The sequence below is a fragment of the Streptomyces sp. ATLC9 genome, from assembly GCF_057196705.1.
Map to the genome: position 1 here is coordinate 1 of NZ_JBXUOY010000089.1, position 17,803 is coordinate 17,803.

Annotated in this window: 19 protein-coding genes and 1 tRNA gene; 13 read left to right on the forward strand and 7 right to left on the reverse strand. The window is 72.5% G+C overall.

What is annotated here, in order from left to right:
* Window positions 1-153 precede the first annotated feature (153 nt).
* From AC2CJA_RS12195 to AC2CJA_RS12215, 5 genes are all read left to right on the forward strand, one after another.
* A complete protein-coding gene (locus tag AC2CJA_RS12195) occupies window positions 154-585 on the forward strand; it encodes a M67 family metallopeptidase (RefSeq protein ID WP_484602702.1) in 432 nt (143 codons plus the stop codon).
* 89 nt (window positions 586-674) lie between these two features.
* Window positions 675-833 carry a putative leader peptide gene (locus tag AC2CJA_RS12200; protein WP_484602703.1) on the forward strand — a complete coding sequence of 53 codons (159 nt, stop codon included), beginning with the start codon at window positions 675-677 and terminating at the stop codon, window positions 831-833.
* 96 nt (window positions 834-929) lie between these two features.
* Window positions 930-1,208 carry a MoaD/ThiS family protein gene (locus tag AC2CJA_RS12205; protein WP_093654152.1) on the forward strand — a complete coding sequence of 93 codons (279 nt, stop codon included), beginning with the start codon at window positions 930-932 and terminating at the stop codon, window positions 1,206-1,208.
* Complete coding sequence (locus AC2CJA_RS12210) at window positions 1,208-2,158, forward strand: PLP-dependent cysteine synthase family protein (protein WP_484602704.1); 951 nt, start codon at window positions 1,208-1,210, stop codon at window positions 2,156-2,158. The genes AC2CJA_RS12205 and AC2CJA_RS12210 overlap by 1 nt, the downstream gene beginning before the upstream one ends.
* 255 nt (window positions 2,159-2,413) lie before the next feature.
* A complete protein-coding gene (locus AC2CJA_RS12215) occupies window positions 2,414-3,169 on the forward strand; it encodes an MBL fold metallo-hydrolase (protein ID WP_484602705.1) in 756 nt (251 codons plus the stop codon).
* Here AC2CJA_RS12215 and AC2CJA_RS12220 read toward each other — a convergent pair.
* Entirely contained in the window at window positions 3,060-4,370 is a 1,311-nt protein-coding gene (locus AC2CJA_RS12220; protein WP_484602718.1) for a PTS transporter subunit EIIC, read from the reverse strand. The genes AC2CJA_RS12215 and AC2CJA_RS12220 overlap by 110 nt on opposite strands.
* 430 nt (window positions 4,371-4,800) lie before the next feature.
* Here AC2CJA_RS12220 and AC2CJA_RS12225 point away from each other — a divergent pair, with 430 nt between their 5' ends.
* From AC2CJA_RS12225 to rdgB, 4 genes are all read left to right on the forward strand, one after another.
* Window positions 4,801-5,034 (forward strand): PTS sugar transporter subunit IIB, encoded by a 234-nt coding sequence (locus tag AC2CJA_RS12225; RefSeq protein ID WP_484602706.1) that lies wholly within the window; start codon window positions 4,801-4,803, stop codon window positions 5,032-5,034.
* An 82-nt stretch (window positions 5,035-5,116) separates the two neighbouring features.
* Window positions 5,117-5,860, forward strand: coding sequence for a ribonuclease PH (gene rph / locus AC2CJA_RS12230; RefSeq protein WP_484602707.1), 744 nt, complete (start codon window positions 5,117-5,119; stop codon window positions 5,858-5,860).
* 152 nt (window positions 5,861-6,012) lie between these two features.
* Window positions 6,013-6,390, forward strand: coding sequence for a hypothetical protein (locus AC2CJA_RS12235; RefSeq protein ID WP_484602708.1), 378 nt, complete (start codon window positions 6,013-6,015; stop codon window positions 6,388-6,390).
* Window positions 6,391-6,493: 103 nt separating this feature from the next.
* On the forward strand, window positions 6,494-7,099 hold the full coding sequence (gene rdgB / locus AC2CJA_RS12240) for an RdgB/HAM1 family non-canonical purine NTP pyrophosphatase (protein WP_484602709.1): 606 nt from the start codon (window positions 6,494-6,496) through the stop codon (window positions 7,097-7,099).
* Between the two features lie 93 nt (window positions 7,100-7,192).
* Here the strand turns inward: rdgB and AC2CJA_RS12245 are convergent.
* The 3 genes from AC2CJA_RS12245 to bcp all read right to left on the reverse strand — a co-directional run bounded on the left by AC2CJA_RS12245 (window position 7,193) and on the right by bcp (window position 8,731).
* Window positions 7,193-7,276 (reverse strand) — tRNA-Leu (locus AC2CJA_RS12245).
* Window positions 7,267-7,938, reverse strand: coding sequence for an HNH endonuclease family protein (locus AC2CJA_RS12250; RefSeq protein ID WP_484602710.1), 672 nt, complete (start codon window positions 7,936-7,938; stop codon window positions 7,267-7,269). The genes AC2CJA_RS12245 and AC2CJA_RS12250 overlap by 10 nt, the downstream gene beginning before the upstream one ends.
* A 325-nt stretch (window positions 7,939-8,263) precedes the next feature.
* On the reverse strand, window positions 8,264-8,731 hold the full coding sequence (bcp, locus tag AC2CJA_RS12255; protein ID WP_484602711.1) for a thioredoxin-dependent thiol peroxidase: 468 nt from the start codon (window positions 8,729-8,731) through the stop codon (window positions 8,264-8,266).
* 203 nt (window positions 8,732-8,934) lie between these two features.
* Between bcp and AC2CJA_RS12260 the strand changes: the two genes are divergently transcribed.
* Together AC2CJA_RS12260 and AC2CJA_RS12265 are read left to right on the forward strand one after the other, a co-directional pair.
* Complete coding sequence (locus AC2CJA_RS12260; RefSeq protein WP_484602712.1) at window positions 8,935-9,255, forward strand: DUF3618 domain-containing protein; 321 nt, start codon at window positions 8,935-8,937, stop codon at window positions 9,253-9,255.
* Between the two features lie 76 nt (window positions 9,256-9,331).
* A complete protein-coding gene (locus AC2CJA_RS12265) occupies window positions 9,332-9,634 on the forward strand; it encodes a GroES family chaperonin (protein WP_093655608.1) in 303 nt (100 codons plus the stop codon).
* Between the two features lie 190 nt (window positions 9,635-9,824).
* On the opposite strand, the gene AC2CJA_RS12270 is transcribed toward AC2CJA_RS12265, so the two are convergent.
* Together AC2CJA_RS12270 and AC2CJA_RS12275 are read right to left on the reverse strand one after the other, a co-directional pair.
* Window positions 9,825-12,083 carry a transglycosylase domain-containing protein gene (locus tag AC2CJA_RS12270; RefSeq protein ID WP_484602713.1) on the reverse strand — a complete coding sequence of 753 codons (2,259 nt, stop codon included), beginning with the start codon at window positions 12,081-12,083 and terminating at the stop codon, window positions 9,825-9,827.
* 299 nt (window positions 12,084-12,382) lie between these two features.
* Window positions 12,383-13,693 (reverse strand): SGNH/GDSL hydrolase family protein, encoded by a 1,311-nt coding sequence (locus AC2CJA_RS12275; protein ID WP_484602714.1) that lies wholly within the window; start codon window positions 13,691-13,693, stop codon window positions 12,383-12,385.
* Between the two features lie 277 nt (window positions 13,694-13,970).
* On the opposite strand from AC2CJA_RS12275, the gene AC2CJA_RS12280 reads away from it, so the two are divergent.
* Window positions 13,971-15,326: a DUF445 domain-containing protein gene (locus tag AC2CJA_RS12280; protein ID WP_484602715.1), complete on the forward strand. Its 1,356-nt coding sequence runs from the start codon at window positions 13,971-13,973 to the stop codon at window positions 15,324-15,326.
* Window positions 15,327-15,362: 36 nt separating this feature from the next.
* On the opposite strand, the gene AC2CJA_RS12285 is transcribed toward AC2CJA_RS12280, so the two are convergent.
* Complete coding sequence (locus AC2CJA_RS12285) at window positions 15,363-16,442, reverse strand: Gfo/Idh/MocA family oxidoreductase (RefSeq protein ID WP_484602716.1); 1,080 nt, start codon at window positions 16,440-16,442, stop codon at window positions 15,363-15,365.
* Between the two features lie 56 nt (window positions 16,443-16,498).
* Here AC2CJA_RS12285 and AC2CJA_RS12290 point away from each other — a divergent pair, with 56 nt between their 5' ends.
* Window positions 16,499-17,674 carry an ROK family protein gene (locus tag AC2CJA_RS12290; protein ID WP_484602717.1) on the forward strand — a complete coding sequence of 392 codons (1,176 nt, stop codon included), beginning with the start codon at window positions 16,499-16,501 and terminating at the stop codon, window positions 17,672-17,674.
* Window positions 17,675-17,803: the final 129 nt, after the last annotated feature.

Sequence of the window (17,803 nt, forward strand, 5' to 3'; positions counted from 1 at the left end):
CCGCATTGCCGTGAACTCGCCAGCCAAACAGGGGAGTTTTCCGGAACGCGGCGGAGGACGCGCGGAACAGGGCCTCCTTCGCACCGGCCGCGCGCCCCCCCCCCCCGCCCCCCCCCCCCGCCCCGCCCGTGCGTCCTGCCTATGCTGTCGCCCATGCTGACCATCACACAGGAGCTGCACGACAGGATCGTCGCCCACGCCCGCCGGGACCACCCCGACGAGGCCTGCGGCATCATCGCGGGCCCCGCCGGCAGCGGACGCCCCGAGCGCTTCGTCCCCATGCTGAACGCCGCCCGCTCGCCCACGTTCTACGAGTTCGACTCCGCGGACCTGCTGAAGCTCTACCGCGAGATGGACGACCGGGACGAGGAGCCGGTGGTCGTCTACCACTCCCACACCGCCACCGAGGCCTACCCCTCGCGCACCGACGTCTCCTACGCGGGCGAGCCCGGCGCCCACTACGTCCTGGTCTCCACCGCCGAGTGCGGCAACGACGAGGGGCCCTTCTCCTTCCGCTCCTTCCGCATCGTCGACGGCGAGATCACGGAGGAGGAGGTCAGGATCGTCCCCGCCTACGAGGGCTGATCCCCGGACCTGACAACAGGTGAGACGGCGAGGTCCGCATCATGGAACAGGTATCCGGATTCGGAGGCGGGAATCGTTACGATGAGCCCATGGTTAACCACGATGTGAGCGATACCCACCCGGGTAAGTCCCCGGGCACGCTGCTCGTGGCGCGCCTGCACGTCGATCTGTGCCGCCTCGCCAGCGCCCTGGGGTCCCCCCGGCACCGCGAGCCGGCATGCCGCCGCCGCGCAGCCGACCGCGCCTGACCCGGACGGCCATCCCCGCGCGGCCCGGCCGCACCTCACCCACACGCATGTGCCAAGGCCCACAAGCTTCCCGCCCTCTCCCACAGGAGTACACCCATGGCCATCGAGGTCCGCATCCCGACCATCCTCCGCACCTACACCGACGGGCAGAAGGCCGTCGAGGGCGACGGCGGCACCCTCGCCGAGCTCATCGAGGACCTGGAGACCCGCCACAGCGGCATCCGGGAGCGGCTGGTCGAGGGCGGCGAACTGCGCCGCTTCGTCAACGTCTACCTCAACGACGAGGACGTCCGCTTCCTGGACGGGATCTCCACCAAGCTCAGCGACGGCGACAACGTGACGATCCTCCCCGCCGTGGCCGGGGGCATGCGCTGATGCGCTACGACTCGCCGATCGCCGCGGTGGGCAACACCCCTCTGGTGCGCCTGCCGCGGCTCTCGCCGTCCGAGGACGTCCGCGTCTGGGCCAAGCTGGAGGACCGCAACCCCACCGGCTCGATCAAGGACCGACCGGCCCTGCACATGATCGAGCAGGCGGAGAAGGACGGCCGGCTCAGCCCCGGCCGCACCATCCTGGAGCCCACTTCCGGCAACACCGGCATCTCCCTGGCCATGGCGGCCAAGCTCAAGGGCTACCGCATGGTCTGCGTCATGCCCGAGAACACCAGCGCCGAGCGCCGCCAGCTGCTGGCCATGTGGGGCGCCGAGATCATCTCCTCCCCGGCCGCGGGCGGCTCCAACACCGCCGTGCGCGTCGCCAAGGAGATCGCGGCCGAGCACCCCGACTGGGTCATGCTCTACCAGTACGGCAACCCCGACAACGCCGGCGCCCACTACGCCGGCACCGGCCCCGAGATCTACGCCGACCTGCCCTCGATCACCCACTTCGTCGCGGGACTGGGCACCACCGGCACCCTGATGGGCGCCGGCCGCTATCTGCGCGAGAAGGTCCCCGGCATCCAGATCGTCGCCGCCGAACCGCGCTACGACGATCTCGTCTACGGCCTGCGCAACCTCGACGAGGGCTTCGTCCCCGAGCTGTACGACGAGACCGTCCTGACCACCCGCTACTCGGTCGGCTCCGAGGACGCCGTCACCCGCACCCGCGAACTCCTCGCCCGGGAAGGCATCTTCGCCGGAGTCTCCACCGGCGCCGCCCTCCACGCCGCCATCGGCGTCGGCCGCAGGGCCGTACGCGAGGGCCGAAGCGCCGACATCGTCTTCGTCGTCGCCGACGGCGGCTGGAAGTACCTGTCCACCGGCATCTACACCGCACCCACCACCGAGGCCGCGGTCGAGGCCCTCCAGGGACAGCTCTGGGCCTGAGCCCGCCCCGCGAACCCGCGACACCCGCCCGCCGCGCCCGCCGCGCCACGCCCCTCCGGCAGCCGGGAGCGGCGGTGCGGGGAGCTCACGGCCGGACCCGCGCCGCCCGCCTCCACGTGCCGCACCATCCGCGCCCCGCACCACCCCCGCCCTGGTGATTCCGCCCACAACGGGGCACCGCGGAGGAGCCACCGGCCCCCGTGCGCCTTACGCTCAGGTAACCCCTCTTCCCGGGCCACGGAGGTTCCTTCCCCTATGAAGCTCACCGTCGTCGGCTGCTCGGGATCGTTCCCGTCCGCGGAATCGGCCTGCTCCAGCTACCTCGTCGAGGCCGACGGCTACCGGCTCCTGCTCGACATGGGCAACGGCGCCCTGGGCGAGTTGCAACGCCACTGCGGCCTCTACGACCTCGACGCCATCGTCCTCAGCCACCTCCACGCGGACCACTGCATCGACATGTGCGCGTACTTCGTGGCCCGGTACTACCGGCACGAGGGAGGGCGCTGCGAGCCCATCCCGGTACACGGCCCCAAGGGCACCGAACAGCGGCTGACGACGGCCTACGCCGACACCCCGACCGAGAAGTCGATGAGCGAGGTCTTCGACTTCCGCGACCTCGCCCCACGGAGCACCTTCCGGCTCGGACCGCTGACCGTCACCGCCGACCGGGTGCGGCACCCGGTGGAGACCTACGGCTTCCGCGTCGAGCACGACGGCAGGGCCCTGGTCTACTCCGGAGACAGCGGCCCCTGCGACGCCCTGTGCGACCTGGCCCGAGGCGCCGACCTCTTCCTGTGCGAGGCATCCTTCACCGACGGCAAGGAGGACATCCCCGAACTCCACCTCAACGGGCGGCAGGCCGGGGAGTGCGCGCAGCGGGCGGGCGCCGAACGCCTGGTCCTCACCCACATCCCGCCGTGGACGGACCCCCGGCACAACCTGCGCGACGCACGGAACGCCTTCGACGGTCCCGTGGAGATGGCCCGCCCCGGCGCCGTCTACGAGATCTGACCGGCCGGTACTGCGCCTTCTCCTGCTCGGCGATCTCCTCGTCCGACTCCCGGCCCGGCGTCGGCAGATCGAACCGCACGATCGCGAACCGGAAGACCGCGTAGTACACCGCAGCGAAGCACAACCCCAGCACCACCAGCAGCCACGGTCTGGACGCGATCCCCAGATTCAGCAGGAAGTCGATCGCCCCGGCGGAGAAGCCGAAGCCGTCCCGCGCCCCCAGCGCCCAGCTCAGCGCCATCGACACCCCCGTCAGCACCGCGTGCACCGCGTACAGCACCGGCGCGACGAAGATGAACGTGAACTCGATCGGCTCGGTCACCCCGGTGACGAAGGCGGTCAGCGCCACGGAGAACATCATCCCGCCCACCGCCTTGCGGCGCTCGCGCCGCGCGCAGTGATACATCGCCAGACAGGCCGCCGGAAGGGCGAACATCATGATCGGGAAGAAACCGGTCATGAACTGACCCGCCGTCGGGTCCCCGTGCAGAAAGCGCGCGATGTCCCCCTCGTACCGAACCCCGTCGTCCTCGTAGGAACCCGCCTGGAACCACGGGAACGAGTTGAGCAGATGATGCATCCCCACCGGGATCAGCGCCCGGTTGGCCGCTCCGAACACCCCCGCCCCGAGTGCCCCCGACCCCACCAGCCACTCGCCGAAACCGTGGATCCCGGCCCCCAGCACCGGCCAGGCGTAACCGAATAGGACACCCAGGAGCAGACCGGCGAACGACGTGAGGATCGGCACCAGCCGGCGCCCGCCGAAGAAACCCAGCCAGTCCGGCAGCTTCCTGCGGTGATAGCGCTGGTAGAGCACGGCGGTGACCAGCCCCATCACCACACCGCCCAGCACACCCGCGTCCGCGGGCCGGGCGACGCCCTCCTCGGGAGGCAGGTTGGGATCGGTGAAAGTGGCCATCACCTGCTGGAAGACCAGATAGCCCACAACGGCCGCCAGCCCCGTGGAGCCGTCCGCCCGCCTGGCGAAGCCGACCGCGATGCCCACGGCGAACAGCAGCGGCAGATTGTCCAGCAGCGCCCCGCCGCCCGCCGCCAGGAACTCGGCGATCCGGTTGACGAAATCCGGGAAACCCTCCCGGCCCAGCATGTCCTCGTAACCCAGCCGGACCATCAGAGCCGCCGCGGGCAGCACGGCGATCGGCAGCATCAGACTGCGGCCGACGCGCTGGGCCACCGCCATCACGCCCGCGCCGCGCCCCTTCCCGCCCCCCTCCCCACTCCTGTCCCCGCCGTCGTCGGACGTCCTGGCCGTGGCCGTGGTCATCGGCTTCCTCCCGTGGGGCCGTGCGGTCGGCGCCGAGCCTCCGCGTCGCAGGCATCGAATGGGCAGCAGGGTATTCAAGTCACCTTGTAACACGAACAAAGGCAACGAAAGCACCCATACGGGCAAGGGGACCACCGGAGCGGGGACAGTGCCGGAACGCAGTACCCGGACCACCCGGACCACCCGCACCCCTTCCCTGCGGAGCCGGGGAGCGGTATGGAGCCGATGAGGCGCCCTCTCGCGAGATGCGTATAACGTGAGTTAATGTGCCAATCCGGCCCACAGGGGGCACCGGACACAGGACTGGCCCGGACGGCCGGCGACAGCCGGCGGGAAGGCGGAGGACATGCCCGGCAAAGCGGAGAACATCGTCGCCGGACTCGGCGGCATCGACAACATCGTCGAGATCGAAGGCTGCGTCACCCGCCTGCGCACCGAGGTCGAGAACCCCGCCCTCATCGACGAGGCCGCGCTCAAGGCCGCCGGCGCACACGGCGTCGTGAGGATGGGATCCGCCATCCAGGTCGTCATCGGCACCGACGCCGACCCCATCGCCGCCGAGATCGAGGACATGATGTAGCCGCCCCGCCCCGCCCCGCACACCAGGCCACCAGGCCCTTCACCCGAACGGCCGCCTCATTCGGGGCACTAGGCTCGCACCCATGTCACGCATCGACGGCCGCACAGCCGAACAACTCCGACCCGTCACCATCGAACGCGGCTGGAGCAAGCACGCCGAAGGTTCCGTCCTCGTCTCCTTCGGCGACACCCGTGTCCTCTGCACCGCCAGCGTCACCGAAGGCGTACCCCGCTGGCGCAAGGGCAGCGGCGAGGGCTGGATCACCGCCGAGTACGCCATGCTCCCCCGCTCCACCAACACCCGCGGCGACCGCGAATCCGTCCGCGGCAGGATCGGCGGACGCACCCACGAGATCTCACGCCTCATCGGCCGCTCCCTGCGCGCCGTCGTCGATCTCAGGGCCCTCGGCGAGAACACCGTCGTCCTCGACTGCGACGTCCTCCAGGCCGACGGCGGCACCCGCACCGCCGCCATCACCGGCGCCTACGTCGCCCTCGCCGACGCCCTCTCCTGGGCCCGCGACCGCAAACTCGTCCGCGCCAAGGCCCAGCCACTGACCGGCACCGTCTCCGCCGTCAGCGTCGGCATCGTCGACGGCACCCCCCTCCTCGACCTCTGCTACGAGGAGGACGTCCGCGCCGAGACCGACATGAACGTCGTCTGCACCGGCGACGGCCGCTTCGTCGAAGTCCAGGGCACCGCCGAGGGAGCCCCCTTCGCCCGCACCGAACTCGACGCCCTCCTCGACCTCGCCGTCGCCGGCTGCGCCCAGCTCGACGGCGCCCAGCGGCACGCCCTGGACACCGGTTCGCCGCCCCCGGCCTGACTCCCGGCCCGGAACCCGGCCCGCCCCGGTGGCACCCGGCGGGAAAGCGGACGAGGCACGGAACTTTGCGAGCGCTTTACGCGTCCTACAGGGCACGGGCCGTACGGGTCGAGCCGTACGGCCCGTCCAGACACCAGGAGGACCACCCCCGCATGCGCAGACGGACCACCCTCGCAGCCCTCGCCCCCGTCGTCCTCGCCCTCCCCCTGACGGGCTGCGGCGCCGTCCAGAACGCACTGGACTGCGCCAACACCGCCGTCATCGTCGTGGACAGCGCCAACGCCCTCCAGCAGGCCGTCGCCGACGGCGTCGAGAACCCGGCCGAGGTGGACCGGTCCCTGGACCGCATCAACGAGAACCTCGACAAGATCATCGACAGCACGGACAACGCCGACATCACCCGGGTCGCCGAGGACATGCGCAGGGCCGCCGACAACGTCCGCGAATCCGTCGAACAGGGCAAGGCCCCCGACGCCGGCCCCGTCGTCGACGCCGCCGACGAACTCACCCAGGTCTGCACCCCCGGCTGACGGATCCCGGCCGACGGGCCCGGGCCGGCGGATACCGGGGATCCGGCCCGGATCCCCGGCCCGCCCGGCGATTCCGGCCGCCACGACGGGATAATCGGTCCCCATGAGCCAGCGCCTGATCCTCGCCACCCGCAACACCCACAAGGTCCGAGAGCTGGAGGTCATCCTCTCCGCCGCCGGACTGGACCTCGCCCTGGTCGGCGCCGACGCCTACCCCGAGGTCCCGGACGTCAAGGAGACCGGCCTCACCTTCGCCGAGAACGCACTCCTCAAGGCCCGCACCCTGGCCGGGGCCACCGCGGTGCCCGCCGTCGCCGACGACTCCGGCCTGTGCGTCGACGTCCTCGGCGGCGCCCCCGGCATCTTCTCCGCCCGCTGGGCCGGACGCCACGGCGACGACCGGGCCAACCTCGACCTGCTCCTCGCACAGCTCTCCGACATCGAAGACCCCCACCGCACCGCGCACTTCGCCTGCGCGGCCGCCCTGGCCCTGCCCGACGGCACCGAACGCGTCGTCGAGGGCCGCCTGGCCGGCACCCTCCGCCGCGAGCCCGCCGGCGCCGGCGGCTTCGGCTACGACCCGATCCTCCAGCCCGAGGGCGAGACCCGCACCTGCGCGGAGCTGAGCCCGGACGAGAAGAACGCCATCAGCCACCGCGGCCAGGCCTTCCGCGCCCTCGCCCCGGTGCTCCGCGAACTCCTGGGCTGACACTGCAAAGGAACGGCCTGCCCCGCGAGGCGGGTTCCGCCGACAACGCCGAAGGCCCGGCTCAACGAGCCGGGCCTTCGAATGAAAGGTCTGTGCGGCCGGTGGGATTCGAACCCACACGGGGAAATCCCCACTGGGACCTAAACCCAGCATGACTGCCAGTTCCATCACGGCCGCCGATCGCCGCCCATCGTACCGGTTCGGCTGCTCCCGGAGGGGCGTCGGTCATGGCGCTCCCGCCGGTTCCGGCCACACCAGGTATCCGTGATCGCGTGACAGTTTGGGCACGGGTGGCGAAGATTCTCCCGACGGTTGTCGTGCCAGTCGCCGTTGATGTGGTCGATCTGGAGAGTCATTGTTGTTCCGAACCACTCTCCCGGGTTACCGCACCCTGTGCACTGGTAAGGCGTGCCGATCTCCTCCAAGGCCCGTTGCAGACGGGCACGGTTCACCCGAGGAGCGTCTGCGGGGTGTACCCGCAGTACCTCCCCGGCGATCCGTTTCGGTGTCTTCGGTCGGACCTCACGTCGTGTACGTCGCTTGAAGTGGGAGGTCTCCAGCCCGAGGCGCACCACATGCCGATGTACTCGGCGGTGGTTCGCGTCGTTGACCGGCAGGTTCAGTGAGCGCATGACTTCGGCGTAGCTTGTGCTGCTCGAAACGGCGGCGCGGAGTGGTGCTTCGGCGATGGGAACCCGCGCATGGGAGAAGTGCGAGACGTCGACGTCCAGTTCGGTGAGCATCCGGCGCAGTGCGGCACGCGATGCGCTGTCGTCGCCGAGGCCCAGGGAGCGCGCCAGGTCACGGATGCTGGTGGCGGTGGCCGCTGCCTGCCTCACCTCCTCGGGCGCGAACGGAAGGTCGGTCCGCGGCGGTTCGGCGCGGGTGGGGGACCTGTGTCGATGCCATGTTCGGCCACCAGTCTCTGGAGCGTACGGCGTCTCCCTCTGCTGACACCCACCCCCAGTTCGCGCATTAACTGCGCCCGTGTCGATGAGCGGGCGACGGCATCGGCGAGTGATTCGCGGGTGTACGGGCTGGCCATGGTTCCTCCCCCTGTGGATCGTCCGCGCCGTGGTCGTTCGGTCTTCTGTCGCGGACTCGCACTGGTCAACGAACGGCGCGCCGGGAGGTCACGCGGGGGAGGAACCGGGCCGGGGGGGCTCAGAGGGAGAGGTCCCGGATGAGCTTGGCGACGTGGCCGGTGGCCCTGACGTTGTACAGCGCCCGCTCGACCCTGCCCTCCTCGTCGACGATCACCGTGGAGCGGATGACACCGGTGACGGTCCTGCCGTACATCTTCTTCTCGCCGAAGGCGCCGTAGGCCTGGAGCACCCTCTTCTCCGGGTCGCCGACGAGGGTGACCCGGAGGTTCTCCCTCTCGCGGAACCTCGCGAGCTTCTCCGGCTTGTCCGGGGAGACGCCGATCACCTCGTAGCCCGCGCCGGCGAGGAGGTCGAGGTTGTCGGTGAAGTCGCAGGCCTGCTTGGTGCAGCCGGGGGTGAGGGCGGCGGGGTAGAAGTAGACGATCACCTTGCGTCCGGCGCGGTCGGCGAGCGAGACGGGGTTGCCGTCGGCGTCGGGCAGGGTGAAGGCCGGGGCGGTGTCGCCGGGCTGCAGTCGCTCGCTCATCGGTGCTCCTCGGGCGGGGCGCGGTCCCTCGGCCGGGACCGCTGTCGGGGCCGTTATCGGTTCGAAAGCCTAGCCACGGGGTGTGACGGGGGTGGCGCGGGGCACCGGAGGTGGGGAACTGCCAGACTGTCCGGAGCCGGGACTCCGGTGCACGGCGGCCCGGGTGGGGCGGATGAGACGGACGAGACGACGGAGGCAGTGCGGTGTCGGAAGCCAGGACCCCCGCGGAGATCGAGGCGGAGATCGTCAGCAGGCGGCAGGAGCTCGCCGATACGCTTGACGAGCTGGCGGTGCGGGTGCACCCGAAGACGATCGCCGACGGTGTGAAGGCGCGGGCGGCGTCGGCCGTGGATCGCACCGCGGGCCGGGCGTATGTCGCGGTGAACCACGCGCTGTCGGACGCGCGGGACCGGTTCACGGACGAGGAGGGCCGCCCCCGGGCGGCGCGGATCGTGCCGGTGGCGCTGGCGGTGGCGGGGGTGGCCGGGCTGCTGGTGGTGTCGTCCCGGCGGCGGCGCCGCTGAGCGGCACGGAGACGGGCTGGGATACGGTTCTGCCGTGAGTTCCAAGACGCCCCACCACGACAAGCTGCCCATCCGGATGCTGCACGACCGGGTGCTGGTGCGTACCGACATTCCCGAGGGCGAGCGCCGGTCCTCCGGGGGCATCGTCATTCCCGCGACGGCGGCGGTCGGCCGCCGGCTGAACTGGGCCGAGGTGGTCGCCGTCGGTCAGAACGTGCGCACGGTGGAGCCCGGTGACCGGGTGCTGTTCGATCCGGCCGACCGGGCCGAGGTGGAGGTGCGCGGGGTCGCGTACGTGCTGATGCGTGAGCGTGATCTGCACGCCGTGGCGGCCGAGCGGCTGCAGGGGTCCGAGGACTCCACCGGGCTGTATCTGTAGCGGCGGCTGTGGCGGCGGCGTCCGCCGGGAGGGCAGCGGTCGTACCGGCGGGCCCCGCGGCATGCTGACGCTGTTGGTTGACTCGGGGACCCGCTGCTTCGCCCCGTCGGCCGTCTGGCCGGCGGGGCGAAGTCGTACGAAGTGCCTGCCGCGGTTGTCCGTTTCCGCGGCCGGGGCTTGAGGCGGGGTGTCAGGGCGAGGGGCTGGGGGAGACGTCGGCCGCGGGGTCCTCGCGGGCTTGCCCGGGCTTCCCGTCGCTGCCGGGTTTCTCGGCGTTCCTCCCCGGAACGGGTCCGCCGCCCGCGCCGTCGTCCCCGGTGTCCGGGCCGTCCCCGGTGTTCTCCGCGTCCTCCCGGCCGGAGTCGGTGGCGGAGGCTTCCGGGGTTTCCTCGGTGCCGTCGACCGGGGTGGGTTCCTCGTCGGGGGCTTCGGAGGGGTCGGCGCTGCCGGAGGGGTCGGGGGAGGCCTTGGGGAGGCGGTTCTTGCCGGGCTTGAGCTCGAAGTTCCTGACGGGGGTGCCGCGCAGTGCCTCGGCGGTGTAGGCGGTCCAGATGAGGGTGGGGAAGTCGGAGCCGTTGAGGCGGGGCATTCCGGCGGCGCCGTACAGCGACTTGTGGACACCGGTTTCGGGGTCCTGGCCCATGATGGCGACGACGGTGGCCAGGTCGGGGGTGTAGCCGGCGAACCAGGCGGCCTCGTTCTCCTCGGCGGTGCCGGTCTTGCCGGCGGCGGGTCGGCCCAGGGCCCCGGCGCGGCTGCCCGTGCCGGTCCTGACGACCTCGCGCAGTACCGCGGTGGTGGAGTCGGCGGCCTGGCGGGAGACGGCCTGCTCGGTCTCCGGCTCGGGGACGGGGATGTCCTCGCCGTCGCGGGTGATCTTCTTGACGAGGGTGCGGTCGACGCGTTCGCCGTGGTTGGCGAGGGCCGCGTAGGCCTGTGCCATGTCGAGGGTGCTGGGGGTGGCGGTGCCCAGGGAGATGGAGGTGTTGGACTCGGCCATGTTGGGGGTGTCGGGGGGCAGGCCGAGGGCGACGGCGGTCTTCTTGATCCTCTCGGCGCCGACGTCTGCGCCCATCTGGGCGAAGACGGCGTTGACCGACTTGTTCATGGCGGCGGTGACGGGGATCGAGCCGTAGCTGACGTTGTCCTGGTTGTGCGGAGCCCACTCGGTGGGGCCACTGGCGCCGATGACCGTGCGTCCGCTGGCGCCGTCGTAGGTGGTGTTGGGCCCGATGGGTTTTCCGCCGCGGGTCCTGGCGCGGTGGTGGACGGCGGAGGCGTAGACGATGGGCTTGAAGGTGGAGCCGGCCTGGTAGTCGCGGCGGGTGGCGTTGTTGACGTACTGCCGGGTGTAGTCGATGCCGCCGTACATCGCGACGACCTCGCCGGTGCGGGGTTCGATGGAGGAGGCTCCGGCGCGGACGTAGGAGTCCTGTTCGCGTTCGTCGCCGAGTTTGGACAGGAGTTCCTTCTCGACGGCCTTGACCAGGGCGTCCTGTTTCTCGCGGTCGAGGGTGGTGGTGATCCGCAGGCCGCCCTTGACCAGTTCCTGTTCGCCGAGGATGCCGTTCTCGGTGAGGTGGGTGTTGACGGCCTCGACGAGGTAGCCGCGCTGGCCGGCCAGGGCCGAGGGGCGCTTGGGGTCGCGGGGTTCGGGGAAGGCCATGGTGTCGCGTTCGCGGGGTTTGAGCCAGCCCTCCTCGACCATGCCGTTCAGGACGTACTTCCAGCGGGCGACGGCGCGTTCCCGGTTCTCGGGGTGGGCGGCGACGTCGTAGAGGTTGGGGGAGTTGAGGAGGGCGGCGAGGTAGGCGCCCTCCGCGGTGGTGAGGTCGGAGGCGTGCTTGTCGTAGTAGGCCTGGGCGGCGGCCTGGATGCCGTAGGAGTTGCGGCCGAAGTAGCTGGTGTTGAGGTAGCCGGTCAGGATCTCGTCCTTGCTCACCCGGTTGTCGAGTTTGACGGCGATGAAGAGTTCCTTGCCCTTGCGGGTGAGGGTCTGCTCCTGGTCGAGGTAGTAGTTCTTGACGTACTGCTGGGTGATGGTGGATCCGGACTGCTTGCCCTTGCCCTGGAGCATGTTCCAGCCCGCGCGGATCATGGCGGTGACGTCGATGGCCGGCTGGTGGTAGAAGTCCCGGTCCTCGGCGGCGAGTACGGCGTGCCGGGTGGGTTCGGGGATGTCCTCGAGCCGGACGTTCTGGCGGTTGACGTCGCCGTCGCGGGCGAACTGGGTGCCGTCGGAGTAGAGGTAGACGTTGTTCTGGGCGGTGGCCGCGGAGTTGGGGTTGGGGATCTCCACGAGCAGGTAGCCGGTGATCAGTGCGCCTGTCGCGGCCACGGTGACCAGGGCGGCGGCGCCCAGGATCCTCCGCTTGACGGGTGACCGGCGCGGGCCGGTGGCCGGCTGCTGCTTCCCGCTGCTGTTCGGCTCCTCGGGTTCCTCGCTCATGACCGCGGTCTCCTTGTCGGTATGGCTTGCCCATTCCGTTTTATGGCGGAATGACCCGTAGGACACTCTGGCACCGTCCACTCCGGTGAGCGAGGGCAGTCGGCGTCCGCGGCGGTGTGCGGAATGCCGGCGGACGCGTGTGCGTGTGCCCGGTGGGGCCCGGCCGCCGGATTCCGGGCGTGTGCGGTGATCGGGTTCTCACGCTCCGCCATCACCCGTGGGGGTGCCGGAGGGCCGCCGGGTGGGCGCTGTGAGCCGGTCCGGGCCGGTCCGTGGGAGCCGGGGACCCGGCGCCGGGGTCAGAGCCTGGCCGGTGAGGCGCCCCTGAGGAGGTCCGGGTCCAGGGCTCCGGCCATCGCGCGGAAGCCGCTGTCACTGGGGTGCAGGTGGTCGCCCGAGTCGTGGACGGGCAGGAGCCGCTGCGGGGCGGCCGGGTCGCGCAGGGCCGCGTCGAAGTCGACGACGGCGTCGAAGACGCCGCCGCGGCGGATCTGCTCGTTGACCCGCTGCCGTACGGCCTCCAGGCGCGCGTTGTGCTTGCGGTGTCCGCCGAACGGCGTCAGGGTCGCCCCGACCACCCGCAGGCCGTGCCGGTGGGCGTGCTGGGTGATCCGCTCCAGTCCGTCCACGATTCTGCGGGGGTCGGTCTGCCGGGGTGCCTTGATGATGTCGTTGATGCCGAGCTGGACGACCAGGACCTCGGCGCCGGTGCGGGAGAGCACGTCCCGCTCCAGCCGGTTCAGGGCGCTGGGCCCGTTCCTGGGGTCGGTCGGTGAGGCGTCGAGGAGGATCCGGTTTCCGCTGATGCCCTGGTTGAGGACGCTGTGGAGGGGAGCGCCGCGTTCGGTGCGCAGCCGGTCGGCGAGGAAGTCGGTCCAGCGGTGGTTGGCGCCGGGGCTGGAGGTGATGCCGTCGGTGATGGAGTCGCCGAGGGCCACGACGGCGGCCTCGGTCTCGTTCGTCCACACGTCCACGGCCGTCACATGCCGCCAGTAGGTGGTCCGCTCGGTGTAGGGGGCGCCGGTGGTGTCGGCTGCCCGGTCGCCGCGGGCCAGGTAGCTGGTCTGGCGTGCGTGGGGGTGGTGGGTGACGGCTCCGGAGCCGGTGGGCGAGTAGAGGGTGACGAGCAGGTCGGCGGCGGCGGGCACGTTCAGCCGTACCGCGTCGCTGGTGACGGCGGAGCCGGCCGGTACGGTCACCTCTTTCCGGTCGCCGAAGGTCAGTCCGCGCATGCTGCCGGGTGCGGCGGCGGGGCTGCTGGGCTCGGCGGCCAGGGCGAGGGTGGCGTGGGTGATGGTCAGCGGGCGGGTGCCGAAGAGGTTGGAGAACCGGACGCGGGCGGCGCTGCCGCCGGCGGAGGTGTGCACCACGTTGCGCAGGGAGGCGTCCGGATGACCGTCCGGGGCGTTCGGTTCGGCGGAGGCGGGTGAGGCGGACCAGGTGCCCACCCAGGCCCCGGAGGAGGCCGGGGCGGCGCTCTCCCCGCCCCGCGGGGCGGTGGTGTCCGGGGCGGCGCCCCCGACGCCGGCGCCGACGAACACGGCGCCGGCGACCAGGACCACGACGGCCGCGAGCCCTGCCAGCAGGGCGTATCCCATGTTCTTGCTCACGGGCGGCAGCCTCGCTCGTACACGGAAGAGTCCCCCCTCGGGCGGTGTGGGCCCAGGCGTGCGAAGTGGTCGGCGGTTCCTCCATGATCCCATGGCGGCCGGGGTGGCCCCGCGGGGTGGCCCGGCCTGTTACGTGATCGATGAAAGGGCGTGGGGCGGCCGGGCTCCGCGGGCGGGCGGGCGGGTTCGCGGTGCGGGCCGCGGGCGGTGCGTTCGGCGTTCCGCCGGCGGTACCTTGCGACAATTGCGGCCGGGACGGCGCGGACGGGTGGAGACGATGGAGCGGACGACGACGGACGGGAAGAACGCCGGGGATCCCGGAGGCGGGCGGCCTGCGGGCTCCCGGCAGCCGGCCGGGGCGGTGTTCGACCCGGTGGCCTTCACGGCCGCCGACGAGGAGAAGCGGCGCGGGGTGCGCCGGATGAAGGCCATCGCGACCGGTGCGCTGCTGCTGGCGGCGCTGGTGTTCGCGCTGGCCACCTGGGCGCAGCGGGCGGGGGCGGGGGCCTGGGCCGGTTATGCGGCGGCGGCGGCCGAGGCGGGCATGGTGGGTGCGCTGGCCGACTGGTTCGCGGTGACCGCGCTGTTCAGGCGGCCGATGGGGCTGCCGATCCCGCACACCGCGATCATTCCGAACAAGAAGGACCAACTGGGGCGCAGTCTGGGCGACTTCGTCGGTGACAACTTCCTCGCCGAGGAGGTGGTGCGGCGGAGGCTGCGTTCGGTGGGCATCGGCGGTCGGCTGGGCGCCTGGCTGGCCCGGCCGGAGAACGCCGACCGGGTGACGGCCGAGTTGTCCACCGCGCTGCGCGGGGCGCTGGCCGTGCTGCGGGACAACGATGTGCAGGCGGTGGTGGGCGAGGCGATCACCCGGCGTGCCCACGCGCAGGAGATCGCGCCGAGTCTGGGCCGGATGCTGTCGCGGATCGTCGCCGACGGCGGTCATACCCGGGTCGTGGATCTGGTGGTCTCGCGGGCCCATGACTGGCTGGTGTGGCACAGCGACTCGGTGATGGACGCGGTGGCGGGCGGGGCGCCGGGGTGGACGCCGCGTTTCGTGGACCGCAGGGTCGGCGAGCGCGTCTACCGGGAGCTGCTGCGCTTCGTCTCGGAGATGCGGGACATGCCCGGCCACCCGGCGCGCGGGGCGCTGGACCGCTTCCTGCGGGACTTCGCCGCCGACCTGCGGTCCGACGGCGAGACCCGGGCGCGGGTGGAGCGGCTGAAGTCGGAGATCCTGGACCGCGACGAGGTACAGGAGCTGATCGCCTCGGCCTGGTCGGCGATGCGGGCCATGGTGGTGGCGGCGGCCGAGGACGAGCGCAGCCAGCTGAGGCTGCGGGCGCGTGCCTCGCTGCTGTCGCTGGGCGCGCGGCTGTCGGGGGACGGCGGGCTGCGGGGCAAGGTCGACGGCTGGATCGAGGGGGCGGCGGCGCATGTCGTCACCACCTACCGGAACGAGATCACCTCCCTGATCACCGAGACGGTCGAGAGCTGGGACGCCGAGCACACCTCCCGCAAGATCGAGGCGCACATCGGCCGCGACCTGCAGTTCATCAGGATCAACGGCACGGTGGTGGGCGCGCTGGCGGGCCTGGCGATCCACACCGTCGCCCATGCGCTGGGCGGCTGATGCCGGGCCCGCCACCGCGCCGGCCGAGCCGCCCCGTCAGCCGAGCCGTATGGTGCGGCCCTCGGCCGCCGAGGTGCGGGCCGCTTCCAGCACCCGCAGTGCGTCGGCCGCCTCCCGCGCGGTGACCGGGGGTTCGCCTCCCTCGCGCAGGGCGGCGGCGACGGCGGCGTAGTACGCGGGGTAGTCGCCGTCGCGGGATGGCACGGACCGCACGTCGTCCGCCGCGCCCAGGGTGCCCCAGGCGGACTCCGCCTCCGCGCCCCACGGCTCGCCCGGTGCGGGGCGGGCGCCGGCGCGCAGGGCGTCCTCCTGGGGGTCGAGGCCGTACTTGACGTAGGCGGCCCGGCTGCCCAGGACCCGGAAGCGGGGGCCGAGGGCGGCGGCGGTGGAGCTGACCCACAGGTGGGAGCGGGTGCCCGAGGCATGGCGCAGGGCGATGAAGGTGTCGTCGTCGGCCTCGGCGCCGGGGCGGCGCGCATCGGACTCGGCGTGGACGGAGACCGGCGGGCCGAAGAGGGTGAGCGCCTGGTCCACCACGTGGCTGCCCAGGTCGTACAGCAGGCCGCCGAGCTCGGCGGGGTCGCCGGACTCGCGCCAGCCGCCCTTGAGGCCGGGGCGCCACCGTTCGAAGCGGGACTCGAAGCGCCACACCTCGCCCAGCGCGCCCTCGGCCAGCAGGTCGCGCAGGGTGAGGAAGTCGCCGTCCCAGCGGCGGTTCTGGAAGACCGACAGCAGCAGTCCGCGGCGCTCGGCGAGGTCGGCCAGCGCCTCGGCCTCGGCGGCGCCGGCGGCCAGCGGCTTGTCGACGACGACGGCCAGTCCGGCCTCCAGGGCCCGGGTGGCCAGCTCGACGTGGGTGCGGTTGGGGGAGGCGACGACGACGAGGTCGAGCTCGCCGGCGCGCGCGAACAGCTCGTCGGCGCCGGCGGCGGTGCGCAGCTCCTCGCCGTGCTCGGCGCGGGCCTGCCGCTGCCGTTCGGGGGAGGAGGTGACGACGGTGTCCAGTACGAGCCCGTCGGTGGCGGCGATCAGCGGCGCGTGGAAGACGGAGCCGGCCAGGCCGTAGCCGATCAGTCCGACGCGCAGGGGGTTGGGGACCGGGGAGGCGGCGTTCATGGCGCCCACTTTGGCAACGCCGTTGCCAAAGTGCAAGCGGGCGCGAGAATGGACCCGTGACCCCCTTCTCCCCCCGCTTCCGCGCCGGTGCCGCCCCCGGCACGGCCCCCTTTCCGGCCGCCGCGAACCCGCCGGCCCCGCGCGGCCACAACGCGGCGCTCGTCCTGGACCTGCTGCGCGCGGCGGGCGAGGCGGGTGCGAGCAGGCCGGAACTGGCCCAGGCCGCGGGGCTGACACCGCAGGCCGTCAGCAAGATCACCGCCCGGTTGCGGGACGCGGGCCTGGTGGCGCAGGCGGGGCGGCGTCCGTCCACCGGAGGCAAGCCGCGCACCCTGTGGCGCCTGGTGCGCGACGCGCGCCACGCGGTGGGCCTGCACCTGGACCGCGACGAGGTCACCGCCGTCCTGGTGGACCTGCCGGGCGGCACGGTCGCGGTCCACCGGGCTCCCTTCGACCTGGGCGCGCCCCGCGAGGCGGTGCTGGACGCGGCGGCCGGAGCGGTGCGCGCCCTGCCGGGCGGCGCGGCCGGACGCGGCGACCGCCTTCTGGGTGCCGGCGTGGCGTGCCCGGGTCCGCTGGACCACCGGACGGGAGTGCTGCGAAGGGTGACCGGCCTGCCCCGGTGGGACGGCCACCCGTTGCGGGAGGCGCTGTCCCGGCGGCTGGGGCTGCCCGTCGCGCTGGACAAGGACACCAACGCGGCGGCCCTCGGCCTCGCCCTGAGCGGCGGGGAGGATATGGGGGGCGCCTCGTTCGCCTATCTGCACCTGGGCACCGGGCTGGGCGCCGGGCTCGTACTGGGCGGAGCGCTGTACCGGGGGGCGCGCACCGGGGCCGGCGAGTTCGGCCACCAGGTGGTGCGGCTCGACGGCCCGGAGTGCGGCTGCGGGGACCGCGGCTGCCTGGAGGCGCTGTGCCTGGCGGCCGCGGCCCGGGGCGACACCGCCGAGGCCGCCCGGGTGCTGGGCACCGGGGCGGCGGGGCTGGCCGGGCTGCTGGACGTGGACCGTGTGGTGCTCGGCGGCCGGACGGTGCTGGCCGACCCGGAGCCGTACCGCGCGGGTGTGGAGCGGGTGCTGGCGGCCCGGGCCGCGCGCACCGACGGCCGGGCCGTACCGGTGTCCGTCGCCCCCGGCGGCCCGGGGCTGGTCGCCCGGGGTGCGGCGCAACTGGTCCTCGCGCCGCTCTTCGGCCGGCTCGAACCGGGAACGAGACCGGAGGACCCCGGGTGAGGCCGGGGTCCTCCGGGGCCGGAACAGTCCCGGAGCGGCCCCGGAAAGAGGGGGTCGGGCGTGGTGGACAGTGACCTAGTGCCGCGTCGGTCAGGGTTTGCCCGGTGGCGAGCGGGGTGAACCCTGACC